This window comes from Actinomadura hibisca NBRC 15177 (assembly GCF_001552635.1).
Classification (GTDB): Bacteria; Actinomycetota; Actinomycetes; order Streptosporangiales; family Streptosporangiaceae; genus Spirillospora; species Spirillospora hibisca.
Genome location: NZ_BCRO01000029.1, coordinates 54,283 through 67,108 on the forward strand (window position 1 = coordinate 54,283; position 12,826 = coordinate 67,108).

At 73.5% G+C, this 12,826-nt stretch carries 11 protein-coding genes; 1 reads left to right on the forward strand and 10 read right to left on the reverse strand.

What is annotated here, in order from left to right; translation table 11 throughout:
• Window positions 1-75: 75 nt before the first annotated feature.
• From leuA to AH6_RS15070, 8 genes are all read right to left on the reverse strand, one after another.
• Window positions 76-1,788 carry a 2-isopropylmalate synthase gene (gene leuA / locus AH6_RS15035; RefSeq protein ID WP_067479769.1) on the reverse strand — a complete coding sequence of 571 codons (1,713 nt, stop codon included), beginning with the start codon at window positions 1,786-1,788 and terminating at the stop codon, window positions 76-78.
• Window positions 1,789-2,131: 343 nt separating this feature from the next.
• A complete protein-coding gene (gene urtE / locus AH6_RS15040) occupies window positions 2,132-2,842 on the reverse strand; it encodes an urea ABC transporter ATP-binding subunit UrtE (RefSeq protein ID WP_245679311.1) in 711 nt (236 codons plus the stop codon).
• Window positions 2,839-3,591: an urea ABC transporter ATP-binding protein UrtD gene (gene urtD, locus AH6_RS15045; protein ID WP_067479771.1), complete on the reverse strand. Its 753-nt coding sequence runs from the start codon at window positions 3,589-3,591 to the stop codon at window positions 2,839-2,841. The genes urtE and urtD overlap by 4 nt, the downstream gene beginning before the upstream one ends.
• A complete protein-coding gene (gene urtC / locus AH6_RS15050) occupies window positions 3,588-4,667 on the reverse strand; it encodes an urea ABC transporter permease subunit UrtC (RefSeq protein WP_067479773.1) in 1,080 nt (359 codons plus the stop codon). The genes urtD and urtC overlap by 4 nt, the downstream gene beginning before the upstream one ends.
• Window positions 4,664-5,542 carry an urea ABC transporter permease subunit UrtB gene (urtB, locus tag AH6_RS15055; protein WP_067479775.1) on the reverse strand — a complete coding sequence of 293 codons (879 nt, stop codon included), beginning with the start codon at window positions 5,540-5,542 and terminating at the stop codon, window positions 4,664-4,666. Before urtB ends, urtC begins: the two co-directional genes overlap by 4 nt.
• A gap of 88 nt (window positions 5,543-5,630) precedes the next feature.
• Window positions 5,631-6,860: an urea ABC transporter substrate-binding protein gene (urtA, locus tag AH6_RS15060; RefSeq protein WP_067479777.1), complete on the reverse strand. Its 1,230-nt coding sequence runs from the start codon at window positions 6,858-6,860 to the stop codon at window positions 5,631-5,633.
• 146 nt (window positions 6,861-7,006) lie between these two features.
• Entirely contained in the window at window positions 7,007-7,756 is a 750-nt protein-coding gene (gene ddaH / locus AH6_RS15065; RefSeq protein ID WP_067479779.1) for a dimethylargininase, read from the reverse strand.
• An 86-nt stretch (window positions 7,757-7,842) separates the two neighbouring features.
• Window positions 7,843-8,454 (reverse strand): TerB family tellurite resistance protein, encoded by a 612-nt coding sequence (locus AH6_RS15070; protein WP_067479781.1) that lies wholly within the window; start codon window positions 8,452-8,454, stop codon window positions 7,843-7,845.
• Between the two features lie 100 nt (window positions 8,455-8,554).
• On the opposite strand from AH6_RS15070, the gene AH6_RS15075 reads away from it, so the two are divergent.
• Window positions 8,555-9,304, forward strand: coding sequence for a hypothetical protein (locus AH6_RS15075; RefSeq protein WP_067479783.1), 750 nt, complete (start codon window positions 8,555-8,557; stop codon window positions 9,302-9,304).
• Here the strand turns inward: AH6_RS15075 and era are convergent.
• The gene (gene era, locus AH6_RS15080) at window positions 9,252-10,172 is read right to left on the reverse strand and encodes a GTPase Era (protein ID WP_157431490.1); all 921 of its coding nucleotides are present in this window, start codon (window positions 10,170-10,172) and stop codon (window positions 9,252-9,254) included. The two genes, AH6_RS15075 and era, sit on opposite strands and share 53 nt — an antisense overlap.
• 4 nt (window positions 10,173-10,176) lie before the next feature.
• Window positions 10,177-12,826 (reverse strand): ATP-binding protein (locus AH6_RS15085; RefSeq protein ID WP_157431491.1); only part of this gene is annotated, 2,650 nt, incomplete at its 5' end.

Consider the following 12,826-nt stretch of genomic DNA (forward strand, 5'->3'; position numbering starts at 1 on the left):
TGATCGGGTCCGGTCTCCGGGCGCGCCCCCGCGCGGGCCGCGCCCGGAAGGTCATGCGGTGTAGACGTACGGGCGTCAGGCGGTGGCGGTGCGGGCCACGCGGTTCACCGCCGACAGGATGGCCTTCAGCGACGCGGTGACGATGTTGCCGTCGATGCCCACGCCCCACACCGTGGTGCCGTCCACGTCGCACTCGACGTAGGCGGCGGCGCGGGCGTCGCCGCCCGCGCTCAGCGCGTGCTCGGCGTAGTCCAGCACCCGCACGTTGATCCCGACGGCGGCCAGGGCGTCCTCGAACGCCGAGACCGGGCCGTTGCCCACGCCCTCGATCTCGCGGATCTCGCCGTCCACCCGCACGTCGCAGCTGATGGCGTCCTTCTCGTCCACCCGCGACACCGTGCGGTGCGCCAGCAGCCCGGCGCGCGGCCCGTTGGCCAGGAACTCGTTCTGGAAGATCTCCCACATGCGCTCGGCGGTGACCTCGCCGCCCGCGCTGTCGGTGTGCTCCTGCACGACCCGGGAGAACTCGATCTGCAGCCGCCGGGGCAGCTCCAGCGAGTGCTCGGTCTTCATCAGGTAGGCGACGCCGCCCTTGCCCGACTGGCTGTTGACCCGGATGACGGCCTCGTAGGTGCGGCCGACGTCGTGCGGGTCGATGGGCAGGTAGGGGACCTCCCAGGTGAACTGCTCCACCGGTACGCCCGCGCTGGCCGCGTCCCGCCTCAGGTGGTCGAAGCCCTTGTTGATGGCGTCCTGGTGCGAGCCGGAGAAGGCCGTGTAGACCAGGTCGCCGCCGTAGGGGTGCCGCTCGTGCACCGGCAGCTGGTTGCAGTACTCGACGGTGCGGCGGATCTCGTCGATGTCGGAGAAGTCGATCTGCGGGTCCACGCCCTGGGTGAACAGGTTCAGCCCCAGCGTCACCAGGCACACGTTGCCGGTGCGCTCGCCGTTGCCGAACAGGCAGCCCTCGATGCGGTCGGCCCCGGCCATGTAGCCCAGTTCGGCGGCGGCGACGGCGGTGCCCCGGTCGTTGTGCGGGTGCACCGACAGGACCACCGAGTCGCGGCGGGCCAGGTGGCGGCTCATCCACTCGATCTGGTCGGCGTAGACGTTGGGGGTGGCCATCTCGACGGTGGCGGGCAGGTTGACGATCGTCTTCCACTCGGGTGTGGGCTGCCACACGTCGTTGACGGCGTTGCAGACCTCCACCGCGTACTCCAGCTCGGTGCCGGTGAACGACTCGGGCGAGTACTCGAAGAAGATCGTGGTGTCGCCCATGTCCTCGGCGAGCTTCTTGCACAGCTTGGCGCCCTCGACGGCGATCGCGGTGATGCCGTCCCTGTCCTGCCCGAACACCACGCGCCGCTGGAGCGTGCTGGTGGAGTTGTACAGGTGGACGATGGCCTGCCGGGAGCCGCGCACGGCCTCGAAGGTCCGTTCGATCAGCTCGGGCCGGGCCTGGGTCAGGACCTGGATCACCACGTCGTCGGGGATGCGGCCCTCGTCGATGATCTGCCGGACAAAGTCGAAGTCGGTCTGGCTGGCGGCCGGGAAGCCGACCTCGATCTCCTTGTAGCCCATGCGCACCAGCAGCTCGAACATCGTGAGCTTGCGCTGGGCGTCCATCGGGTCGATCAGCGCCTGGTTGCCGTCGCGCAGGTCCACCGCGCACCAGCGCGGGGCCTCGGTCACGACCCTGTCGGGCCAGGTCCGGTCACTCAGCCTGACCGGGGCGAACGGACGGTAACGCTCGAAGGGCATACCGGAAGGCTGCTGTTGCGGATACATGGAAGCTGTTCCCTGGTGTCTGCTCGGAGCGGTGCGCTCGGGTCCTGCGGCCGACGTGCACGTCAAGGTCCCGCAGCGAGGGAGCCGACCTGCTACAGGCCCCCGCTGCGGCCGCTAAGAAGGAGCAGCTCGCGCGACATGCGTGTCAAGCTAACAGATCCCATCCGGCTCGCGGAAACCGCGTCCCGCATGGTGAGACGCCGCACCACTCCCCCGTGGTACCGAACGCCCGCCGGGGCACGGCCGATTCCCGGCCGTGCCCCGGCGGGCGACGGGTCGGCGGCGGGCCGCGGCCGCGCCTCCGCGACCCGCCGCTCGCCTGATCCCCTGCGGACCAGGCGCTCTAGACGGCCAGTAGCCGCTTGACCTCCTCGTCGCGCAGGTCGGCGGCGGTGCCCGAGCGGCGCACCACCCCGCCCTCGATGATCACGAAGCCGTCCGCCAGCCGCAGCGCCAGCTCCAGGTACTGCTCGACCAGCAGGACCGCCAGGCCCCGCTCCCGGTGCAGCCGCTCGATCGCGGCCTCGATCTCGGCGACGATCGAGGGCTGCACGCCCTCGGTCGGCTCGTCCAGGATCAACATCCGGGGCCGGGTCACCAGCGCCCGCGCGATGGCGAGCTGCTGCTGCTGGCCGCCGGACAGGAAGCCCGCCTTGCGGCCCAGCAGCTCGGTCAGCCGGGGGAAGACCTCCAGCGCCTCGTCCACGGCCGTGCGGTCGCGGTGCCGGGTCGCCTCCAGCGTGACCTGGAGGTTCTCGGCGACGGTGAGCTGCGGGAAGGTCTCGTGCCCCTGGGGGACGTAGCCCATGCCGCGCCGCACGCGCTCGTGGGTGGGCAGGCCGGTGACGTCCTCGCCGTCGAAGGTGACGGTCCCGGCGGTCGGGGCGAGCACCCCCATGACGGCGTTCAGCAGCGTGGTCTTGCCGACCCCGTTGCGGCCCATCACGCACATCAGCCCGCCGGGCTCGACGGCGACGTCCACGCCGAACAGGACCCGGGCGCGCCCGTAGGCGGCCTCCAGCCCCTCGACCTTCAGCAGCGGCTCGGCGGTCACGCCGCCTCCTCTCGGGTGCGGCCCAGGTAGACCTCCTGGACGCGCGGGTCGGACTGGACGGCGGCCACGTCGCCCTCCACCAGCACCCGGCCCTCGTGCAGCACGGTCACCTGGGAGGCGTAGCGGCGCAGGAACTCCATGTCGTGCTCGACCACGATCACCGTGTGGTCCCGGGCGATCTCGGTGAGCAGCTCGCCGGTGCGCTCGCGCTCGTCGCCGCTCATCCCGGCGACCGGCTCGTCCAGCAGCAGCAGGCGGGGCCGCTGGGCGACGAGCATCCCGATCTCCAGCCACTGGCGCTGGCCGTGCGAGAGCACCCCGGCGGGGCGGTCGGCCAGGTCGCCGAGGCCGATGGTGTCCAGCGCGGCGGCGACCTCGTCGGACACCCCGCGCCGCTGCCGCAGCAGGGTCGGCAGCGGGCGGCGGAACCCGGCGGCGAGGTCGAGGTTCTCCACCACCGTCAGCTCCTCGAACACCACCGAGGTCTGGAAGGTGCGGCCGATGCCCAGCCGGACGATCTTGTGCTCGGGGCGGCCGGCCAGCTCGGTCCCGGCGAACCGCACGGTCCCGGCGGCGGGCCGGGTCAGCCCGGTGATCACGTCGATCAGCGTGGTCTTGCCCGCGCCGTTCGGGCCGATCAGGAAGCGCAGCTCCCCGGCCGCGACCGTCAGGTCCACTCCGCCGAGGGCCTTGAAGCCGTCGAAGACGACCTCCAGCCCGCGGATCTCCAGCAGGGACTGCTCGCTCATGCCGCCACCTCCTGCGGTGCCGTCGGGGCGGGGGCCGGGACGCCGCGCCGCCGGGCGAGGGCGTCGCGGGCCTGCTCGTACAGGCCGACCGCGCCCTTGGGGGCCAGGGTCATGACCAGGATGAACAGCGCGCCCTCCAGGTACAGCCAGCCGCCCGCCCACTGCTCGCTGAAGGAGGTCTTGGCGTAGTTCATGACGACCGCGCCGAGCACGGCCCCGGCCAGCGCGTACCGGCCGCCGACCGCGACCGCCACCACCAGCTCCAGGGACGGCACCACGCCCAGCAGCGACGGCGAGATGATGCCGACCACCGGGACGAACAGCGCCCCGGCGAGGCCCGCCATGGCCGCGGAGATCGCGAACGTGACCGTCTTGACCGTGGCGGGGTTGTAGCCGAGGAACCGCACCCGGTCCTCGCCGTCGCGCACCGCCACCAGCAGCCGCCCGAAGCGGCTCTTCACGAGCTGTCGCGCGCCCAGGTACAACACGCCCAGCACGATGGCGGTGACGAAGTACAGGGTGCGCTGGGTGCCCTCGGCCTCGGGGTCGCGGCCGAACACGTCGTAGAAGTTGGTCAGGCCGTTGGTGCCGCCGGTGAGGCCCTGCTGCCCCACCAGCAGGATCACGAAGGCGGCGGCGAGGGCCTGGGTGAGGATGGCGAAGTAGGCCCCGCGCACCCGCTGCCGGAACACCAGCACGCCCAGCACGACCGCGATCGCGACGGAGACGGCGACCACGGCGGCCAGCGCGATCCCGACGTTGCCGAACGGCTTCCACAGCGCGGGCAGGTGCTCCACGCCGCTCCAGACCATGAAGTCGGGCAGGTCGCCGCCCGCGTCGTGCAGTTTCAGGTACATGGCCATGGCGTAGCCGCCGAGGCCGAAGAACACGCCCTGCCCGAGGGTCAGCATGCCGCCCTGGCCCCAGGCGAGGCCGATGCCGAGCGCGGCGATGGCGAAGCACAGGTACTTGGCCAGCTCGTCGAGCCGGAAGGCGGGCAGCGCCAGCGGCGCGACCACCAGCAGGAGCAGGGAGATGGAGGCGAAGAGCGCGTAGCCGCGGAGTCTGTCGCTCATGTCAGCGCCCTCGACCGGAGCACGAACAGGCCCTGCGGGCGGACCTGGAGGAAGCCGATGACCACCGCGAAGACGATCACCTTGGCGAGGCTGGCGTCGGTCCAGAACTCGGCGAAGGAGTTCAGCATGCCGAGCGCGACGGCGGCGATCACCGCGCCGCGCAGCTGGCCGAGCCCGCCCGCCACCACGACCAGGAACGCGTCCACGATGTAGTAGGTGCCGAGCGAGGGCCCCACCGGGCCGATCAGGGTGAGCGCGACCCCGGCGACGCCCGCCAGGCCCGAGCCGATGAAGAAGGTGAGCTGGTCCACCCGGCCGGTCGCCACGCCGCTGACGGCGGCCAGCTCGCGGTTCTGCACGACCGCGCGCATCCGGCGGCCCTGCCGGGAGCGGTCCAGGTAGAGCCAGACGCCCGCCACGCAGGCCAGCGCCAGGGCCATGATGAACAGCCGGGCGTAGGGCAGCGCCCCGCCCAGCACCTCGACCCGGCCGGTCAGCCAGGACGGCGCGACCACCTGCACGTTGGGCGCGCCGAAGATGTCGCGCGCGGCCTGCTGGAGGACGAGGCTGACGCCCCAGGTGAGCAGCAGGGTGTCCAGCGGGCGGCCGTAGAAGTGCCGGATCGCGGTGCGCTCCAGCACCCAGCCGAGCGCCCCGGCGACGGCGAAGGCGACCGGCAGGGCCACCAGCACCGCCTGCGAGCCCGCCCAGTCCTGGAGCAGGTAGGCGGTGTAGGCCCCGGCCATGATGAACTCGCCGTGCGCCATGTTGATGACGCCCATCTGGCCGAAGGTGAAGGTGAGGCCGAGGGCGATCAGCAGCAGCACCGCGCCGATGCTGAGCCCGATCGGTAGTTGGTTGAGCAGTGTCGTCATGAGATGCCGCCTCCTTGAGCGCACCGTGGGTCCTGTGGCCGTGGGAAGCGGCGCCCCGCGCCGTTGCGGCGCGCCGCGGTCCGGCGCGTCAGGACAGGCCGGTGGCCCAGGGGTAGGACTTCAGGTAGGGGTCGGGCTTGATCGGCTCCTTGGAGGACCAGACCTCCTTGATCAGCCCGTCGGGCTGGATCACGCCGATGCGCGCGGTCTTGTGCACGTGCTGGGTGGGCCCGTCGATGGTGACCTTGCCCTCGGGCAGGTCCAGCGACAACCCGGCGGCGGCCTTCTTGACGGCCTCCACGTCGGTGGACCCGGCCTTGGTGACGGCGGCGGCCCACAGGTGCACGGCGTTGTACCCGGCCTCCATCGGGTCGGAGGTCACCGCGCCCTTGTGCTTGGCCTGGAACGCCTTGACGAACGCGGCGTTCTGCTCGCCCGCGGTGGTCTGGTAGTAGTTCCAGGCCACGGGCTGGCCGGCGATGTTCTGCACGCCGATGCCCTTGACCTCCTCCTCGGCGATGCTGACCGACATCACCGGCAGCTTGGCGGCGTCGAATCCGGCGCTCTTGAGCTGCTTGAAAAAGGCCACGTTGCTGTCGCCGTTGAGCGTGTTGAACACCGCGTCCGGCTTCGCCTCGCCGATCTTATTGACCAGGGTGGAGTATTCGGTGTGCCCGAGCGGGGTGTACTCCTCGCCGAGCACCTCCATTCCGTTGGCCTTCGCGTACGCCTTGATGATTTTGTTCGCGGTGCGCGGGAAAACGTAGTCGCTGCCGACCAGGTAGATCTTCTTCTTGCCCTTTTCCTTCAGGTAGTCCAGGCCGGGCACGATCTGCTGGTTGGTGGTGGCGCCGGTGTAGAAGATGTAGGGCGAGGACTCCAGCCCCTCGTACTGCACCGGGTACCACAGCAGCGCCTTGTTGCGCTCGAACACCGGGAGCATCGCCTTGCGGCTGGCGGAGGTCCAGCCGCCGAACACCGTGGCGACCTTGTCCTTCTTGATGAGCTTCTGCGCCTTCTGGGCGAAGGTCGGCCAGTCGGAGGCGCCGTCCTCGGTGACCGCCTCCAGCTTCTTGCCCAGCACGCCGCCCTTGGCGTTGATCTCCTCGATGGCCAGCATCTCGGAGTTCTTGACCGTCACCTCGCTGATGGCCATGGTGCCGCTCAGCGAGTGCAGGACGCCGACCTTGATGGTGTTGCCGCTATTCCCGCCGGAGCCTCCGTTGGCGCCGTCACCCGATTCCCCGCCACACGCGGTGAGCAGTGCCGCCGGCAGGAGCGCCGCCACCGCCAATGGCCGGAAGAATGGTTTCCGCAACTGTCGACTCCTCACATAATGGGGCCCGTGGCTCCGTTTACTGTGACAAGTCTCCGGAAACAGATTTCCAGGCAACGACCGTCGTGTTACAAGCGCTTTACGAAGATCTCACCGCCAAGATCGCGGCGGGCGGGCCGACGCGTCGGTCAGCGGACCAGCACCGACAGGCAGGTCACGCAGCCGTCCAGGGCCTCGAACTCGCCGATGTCCACGGTGGTGACGCGCAACCCCTCGGCGGTCAGCTCGGCGGCGGTGCGCGGCGCGGACGCCGCCATCAGCACGTGGTCGGGGCCCAGCGCCACCAGGTGCGCGCCCGACGGCTCGCGCGCCACCCGCATGCCCGGCAGCGCGGCGGTGTCGACCAGCTCGGGGACGCCGATGAGGCAGCCGCCGGGCAGCGCGGTCATGGCCGACTTCAGGTGCAGGCAGTCCCGGGTGTCCACCGGCACCACGCGGCGGCCGCCCAGCAGGTGGGCGAGCTGGCAGATGCCCTCCTCGTTGGTGCGCGCCCCGCGGCCCACGTAGACGGTGCCGCCCGCCTGGAGCACGTCGCCGCCGTCCAGGGTGCCGGGCGGCTTGATGCGCTCGATCCGCAGGCCCAGCGCGCGCACCGCGCGTTCGGTGCCCTCCAGCTCGCCGCTCCGGCGGGGCTCGGCCGAGCGGCCGAGGACGGCCAGATCGCCGCAGACCACGACGGTGTCCTCGACGAACACCGCGTCGGGGCAGGAGTCGGCGGGCGCGACCGCGCGGACCTCCCAGCCCGCCGCGCGCAGCGCCGCGACGTAGGCGGCGTGCTGGCGGGCGGCCAGCGCCGTGTCCACCGTGCGGCGCTCCCGGTGGGTGACGATGCCCTCGGCCAGCCGGGGGCCGGGGCTGCGTACCAGAGCGATGCTCATCGGCTCGCCTTCGTTCGCGGGGTTGGTGGCGGGCGCGCCTCGATCGGGCGGGCACGGCTCAGCGGACACGGCTCGGCGGACACGGCTCAGCGGGCGGCGCCCTCCGTGGTGAGGATGACGCCGAGGGCGTGCGCGGGCGACAGGCCGAGCAGCTCGGCCACCCGGTGCGCCGCGCGCCGCTCCCGCTCGCCGAGCGGCCCGTCGGCCAGGCCGATGCGCACCGCCTGGGCCAGGAACCATTCGCGGGCCTCCACCGCGAGCTGGGCGCCCGCGCGGGCGACCTCCTGCTCCAGGAACGAGGCGCGCAGCACGAGATCGGCCTCCACGGCGTCGTCGTCGTAGCCGTCCTCGCCGTAGCCCCGCACGATCTCGACGGCGCGGGCGCGCGCGCCGGGATGGGCGGGGTTCCCGGCCCGCAGCACCAGCCCGGCGGCGGCGCGCATCCCGGCCGGGAGCGCGGCGGCCATCTGCCGGGCGGTGGGCACCCGCAGCACCGAGGGCCCGAAGCGGGTCCGGCAGGAGCGGCACTGCACGGCCTCGCCCAGCCGGTTCAGCGGGACGGCGGGCACGAAGAACAGCGTGGCGTAGCGGCGTCCGGCGCGGCGCCGGTAGGCGCGGTCGCCGCCGCAGCGCGGGCAGTGGAAGGTGCCCTCGCTGACCGTACGGAAGACCGCCGAAAAGCCGAAAACGAGCAGCAACGGTCTCTCCTCCCATAACGGACTGCGTCCCAAAGTACCGACCCGCGCGCCCCGCCGTGGCCGACCCGGCGAACCCGGGGGTCCCCCTTACCCTGGGTCCATGAGTGGTGACCTGGGCTCTGGGGCCGGCGACGGCCGTGCGCGGCGCGAGGGGCGGCCGGACTTCCTGCCCCCGGAGGAGGGCGGCCTGCCGCCGGAGCCGATCGCAGGTCAACCGCCCGAACCGGCCCCCGCCGAGCCGCCCGCCGGCCCGCCGGACGAGCCGCCCGCACGGCACGAGCCGTCCGAGCCGCGCTCGTTCGGGGCGTTCTGGAACGCGCTGACGCTGGCGGCCGCCGCGGCGCTGCTGGTGTCGGCGTTCCTGCCGTGGGTGCGGGCCGAGATCGTGTTCGACGCCTTCGGCGAGCCGCTGTCGCACGACGCGGGCTCGGCGGCGGGCATCGACGCCGACGGCACGATCCTGGTGGTGCCGGTGCTGGCGCTGGTCGCGGCGGCCATGACGTTCTGGGGCATGGCGGCCCGCGACCGGCGCATCGCGGTGCTCACCGCCGTGCCGGGCACGCTGGCGCTGCTGGTGTGCGGGCTGTTCGTGCTGCGGCTGGACTCGGCCCGCGACGAGCTGACCGGCGGCGGCCGGATGCTCGGCTACGAGATCACCTTCGCCTACGGCTGGTACCTGGCGGTGGCGGCGGCGCTGCTGGTGGTGGGGTTCGCGCTGGCCCGGCCGGTGGCGGCCCGGCTGACGCGCCGCGGCGGGCCCGGCGGCGCCGGCCGGAACGGTCCTAGTCGAAACAGTGTCAATCAAAACCCAGGCGACGCAGCTGCTTGGGGTCGCGCTGCCAGTCCTTGAGCACCTTGATCCGCAGGTCGAGGTAGACCTTGGTGCCGAGCAGCGCCTCGATCTGCTGGCGCGCCGCCGCGCCGACCTCGCGCAGCCGCGCGCCCTTGTGGCCGATGATGATGCCCTTCTGGCTCGGCCGCTCGACGAACAGGTGCGCGTAGACGTCGATCAGGCCCTCGCGGCCCTCGCGCGGCGCCATCTCGTCCACCACCACGGCGATCGAGTGCGGCAGCTCGTCGCGCACGCCCTCCAGCGCGGCCTCGCGGATCAGCTCGGCGATCAGCACCTGCTCGGGCTCGTCGGTCAGATCGCCCTCGGGGTAGAGCGGGTGGCCCTCGGGCAGGCGGTCGATCAGCAGGTCGGCGACCAGGCCCACCTGGAAGCCGTCGGCCGCCGAGCACGGCACGATGTCGGCGAAGGTCCCCAGCTCGCCGACCGCCATGAGCTGCTCGGCCACCTTCTCCGGCGGCACCAGGTCGGTCTTGGTGACGATCGCCACGATCGGGGTCCTGCGGACGTTCGCCAGCTCGCGGGCGATGAACTTGTCACCGGGCCCGACGGGCTGGTCGGCGGGCACGCAGAAGCCGATCACGTCCACCTCGGTCAGGGTGGAGCGCACCAGGCTGTCCAGCCGCTCGCCGAGCAGCGTGCGCGGCTTGTGCAGGCCGGGCGTGTCCACGATGACGAGCTGGGCGTCGGGGCGGTGCACGATGCCCCGGATCGCCCGGCGGGTGGTCTGCGGGCGGCTGCTGGTGATGGCCACCTTGCTGCCGACCAGGGCGTTCATCAGGGTCGATTTGCCGACGTTCGGGCGGCCCACGAAGCAGGCGAAACCGGAACGGAAGCCCTCGGGCGCGGTGTTTCCCAGCGATGTCACGGTGTCAATTGTCGCCTACGCCGAGGGATGGCCGGTCGCCCAGGCGTCCGGTGAGGGCGCGCCGGGCGTCGCGGGCCTCCCGTTCCCAGCGTTCCGCGCCGACCTTCGCGGCGACCTCGGCGGCGGTGTCGTAGTGCCCGGCGGCCTCGTCCGGCCGCCCCAGGTAGGCCGCCAGGTCCCCCAGCGTCCGGGCGACCGGCCCGGCGGTGGCGACGGCGCAGCTGCCCCCGGCGAGCCGCCCGGCGAACGGCAGCAGGTCGCGGTAGACGGCGGCGGCCAGGTCGCGGTCGTCCAGCGCCATGGCGCGGCGGCCGCGCAGCGGCATGGCCAGGTCGTAGAAGTAGTCGCGCCGGATCGTCCCGGCCCCGGCGACGACCCGGCGGGCCTCGTCCACCCGGCCGTCGGCGGCCAGGGCCAGGGCGTACAGGTCGGCGGCGGCGCTGATGCCGGGCCAGTTCTCCCACAACCAGCGGGTCTGCTGGACCAGCTCGCCGTGCCGGTCCTGCATGAGCCGCAGGCAGAAGATGCCGAAGAACTCCACGCCGCGCTCGCTGCTCCACACGCCGGTGCGGGCGATCGCGTCGGCGATCTCGGTGTAGAGGGCCTCGGCGTCGCCGTAGCGCCCGAAGACGACCGCGCCGAGCGCCCGGTACCAGCTCCCGATCAGCCCGAGCAGCGGCAGCCCGTACTGCTCGGCCAGGCGCAGCCCCTCGTCCCGGTGGCCGCGGGCGGCGGGCAGGTCCAGCCGCGCGACGGCGGCCTGCTGGAGCAGCAGGTGCGCCAGCACGCGGTAGGTGGCGAGGTCGTGGGCGGTGGCGACCTCCAGCAGCTCGTGCGCCAGCCGCCAGCGCGCCTCGATGTCGTCGGCCAGCCGGTAGGTGTTGAGGTAGCGGCCGTTGAGGGCGACGGCGAGCAGGGCGGGCCGGCCCAGCTCGCGGGCCCGCGCGACGGCCTCGTCGGAGGCGCGCACGCCGCGGTCGTCCTGCTCGCCCTCCAGCTCGATGGCGAGGGTGGTCAGCAGCCGCACGCGCAGCTCGGGGTCGTCGCCGGGCGGCCCGGCGAGCGCCGCCTCGGCGGCGGCCACCACCTCCCGGTCCACGGTCCCGTACTTGCGGCTGGTCCAGAGCGTCGGCACGTCGAACGCCACCAGCACCCGGGCCAGCAGCGTCAGGTCGCCGAGCGCGCGGGCCTCGGCGATGGCCCGCAGCCGCCGCTCGCGGGCCTGGACGACCTGGCCGGACAGCGCGCTGGCGCGGATCGCGGCGGCCTCGATCTCCAGCATCTCCGGCAGCGCGTCCGGGCCCTGCGCGCGCAGCGTCTCGGCGGCCCGCGTGTACAGGTCGGCGGCGGTGCCGTGAGCGAAGCGGGCCTCGGCGGCCCTGGCGGCCAGCCGCGCGTAGCGCACGGCCTTGGCGGGGTCGGCGATCGCCTCCAGGTAGTGGTGGGCGATCGCGGCGACCTCGCCGGGCCGGTGCCGTTCCAGGGCGGCCCCGATCGCGCCGTGCAGGCGGGCGCGGCGCGACTGGGACAGGCCGGTGTAGAGGGTGTCGCGGACCAGCGCGTGCGCGAAGCGGAGGCGGCCGGGGGCCGGTTCGGTGACCAGGCCGGACGCCAGGCCCGCCTCCACCGCCTCCAGCACGGTGTCCTCGTCGCCGCCGGGCAGGTCGGCCAGCACGCGCAGGTCGGCGTCGCGGCCGACGACGGCGGCCTGCCGCAACACCGCCTGCGCCGGTTCGGGCAGCCGGGCGAGGCGGCGGCGCAGCACGTCGCCGACCCCGGCCGGGACGGCGCGGATGGCGGCGGGCGGGCCCTCGCCCGGCGGCAGGGAGTCCAGCAGCCGGGCGGTCTCGCGGGCGAAGAACGGGTTGCCGCCGGTGCGCTCGGCGATGGCGGCCAGCTCGGCGTCGCCGACGCCCGCGCGGCAGGTGGCGCGGACCAGCGCGGCGACGTCCTCGGGCGGGAGGCCCGCCAGGTCGACGCGCAGCGGTTCGTGGCGGGCCAGGGTCGCCAGCGCGGCGTCCAGCCGCTCGGGGATCTCGGTGTGCCGGTAAGTGGCGGCCAGCAGCACGCGGTGGTCGCGCACGCGGGGCAGGAGGCGGGTGAGCAGGGCGAGGGTCTCGTCGTCGGCCCAGTGCAGGTCGTCCAGGACCAGCAGCAGCGGGGCGCGTTCGGCGAGCCCGGCCAGGTAGTCGGCGACGGCCAGGTGGAGCTGGAAGCGCCCGGCGGCGGCGTCGGGGCCGCCGCCCGCGCGGGCCGCGTCCTCCAGTAGCGGGGCGAGCCGGTCGTCCGGCGCGGGTTCGGCGGCGGTGAGGTCGCGCAGCAGTTCGGCCCAGGGCCAGGCGGCGGGGGCCCCGCCGGTCTCCGGGGCGCGGCCCCAGGCGCAGCGCCAGCCGGTGTCGGCCAGCTCGGCGGCGAACCGTTCGCTGAGGGCGGTCTTGCCCATGCCCGCGTCCCCGCTGATCAGCACCAGGCCGCCGTGGCCCGCCTCGACGGCGCGGGCGGTCTCGGCCAGCCGGGCCAACTCGTCGCGGCGGCCGAAGAAGGCGGGGGCGTCGGGGCGCGGTGTGGGCGGCGCGTGCGGTGTGGGCGGCGCGTGCGGTGTGGGCGGCGCGTGCGGTGTGGGCGGCGCGTGCGGTGTGGGCGGCGCGTGCGGT

Excerpts from the sequence above, each read along its gene's own strand:
- leuA (WP_067479769.1), bottom strand. The coding sequence starts at position 1,788 with ATGTATCCGCAACAGCAGCCTTCCGGTATGCCCTTCGAGCGTTACCGT.
- urtD (WP_067479771.1), bottom strand. The coding sequence starts at position 3,591 with ATGAGCGAGCAGTCCCTGCTGGAGATCCGCGGGCTGGAGGTCGTCTTC.
- urtB (WP_067479775.1), bottom strand. The coding sequence starts at position 5,542 with ATGACGACACTGCTCAACCAACTACCGATCGGGCTCAGCATCGGCGCG.
- urtC (WP_067479773.1), bottom strand. The coding sequence starts at position 4,667 with ATGAGCGACAGACTCCGCGGCTACGCGCTCTTCGCCTCCATCTCCCTG.
- ddaH (WP_067479779.1), bottom strand. The coding sequence starts at position 7,756 with ATGAGCATCGCTCTGGTACGCAGCCCCGGCCCCCGGCTGGCCGAGGGC.
- AH6_RS15075 (WP_067479783.1), top strand. The coding sequence starts at position 8,555 with ATGAGTGGTGACCTGGGCTCTGGGGCCGGCGACGGCCGTGCGCGGCGC.